The sequence below is a fragment of the Amycolatopsis kentuckyensis genome (genome assembly GCF_002155975.1).
Taxonomy (GTDB): Bacteria; Actinomycetota; Actinomycetes; order Mycobacteriales; family Pseudonocardiaceae; genus Amycolatopsis; species Amycolatopsis kentuckyensis.
Genome location: NZ_MUMI01000721.1, coordinates 1 through 639 on the forward strand (window position 1 = coordinate 1; position 639 = coordinate 639).

General features: G+C 68.5%; 1 protein-coding gene. It reads left to right on the forward strand.

What is annotated here, in order from left to right; genetic code table 11:
* Positions 1–52: 52 nt before the first annotated feature.
* Positions 53–639, forward strand: a 587-nt coding sequence (locus tag CCN39_RS46435; protein ID WP_086853431.1) for an NAD-dependent epimerase/dehydratase family protein, incomplete at its 3' end; no start/stop codon positions are given.

Genomic DNA, 639 nt, shown 5'->3' on the forward strand with positions numbered 1-639 from the left:
TGTGAATGTCGGACGCCCATGTGCACAGATGGCGATACAAGGAGACCCACGGATGCCCGCTCCCCGCACCGTCCTGCTCACCGGCGCCGCCGGTGGACTCGGCACCCTGATGCGGGACCTGCTCCCGGCCCACGGCTACGAGCTGCGCCTGATGGACCTGCTGCCCGTCGAGGGCGCGCCGGACGCGATCACGGCCGACCTCGCCGACAAGGACGCCCTGCGCGAGGCCGTACGGGGCGTCGACGCGATCATCCACCTCGCGGGCATCTCCCTGGAAGCCTCCTTCGAGAAGATCCTCAGGGCGAACATCGAGGGGACGTACAACCTGTACGAGGCCGCCCGCGCGGAGGGCGTCCCCCGTATCGTCTTCGCGTCCTCCAACCACGCGGTGGGCTTCACGCCGCGCCCGATCGGCAGGGATCCGCTGATCCCGGTCGACACCCCGCACCGCCCCGACACCTTCTACGGCCTGTCCAAGTCCTTCGGCGAGGACCTGGCCCAGCTCTACTGGGACAAGCACGGCCTGGAGACGGTCTCCGTGCGCATCGGCTCCTGCTTCGAGAAACCGCGTGACACCAGGATGTTGTCCACGTGGATGTCACCGGATGACTGCGCGCGGCTGTTCGAGGCGTGCCTGTC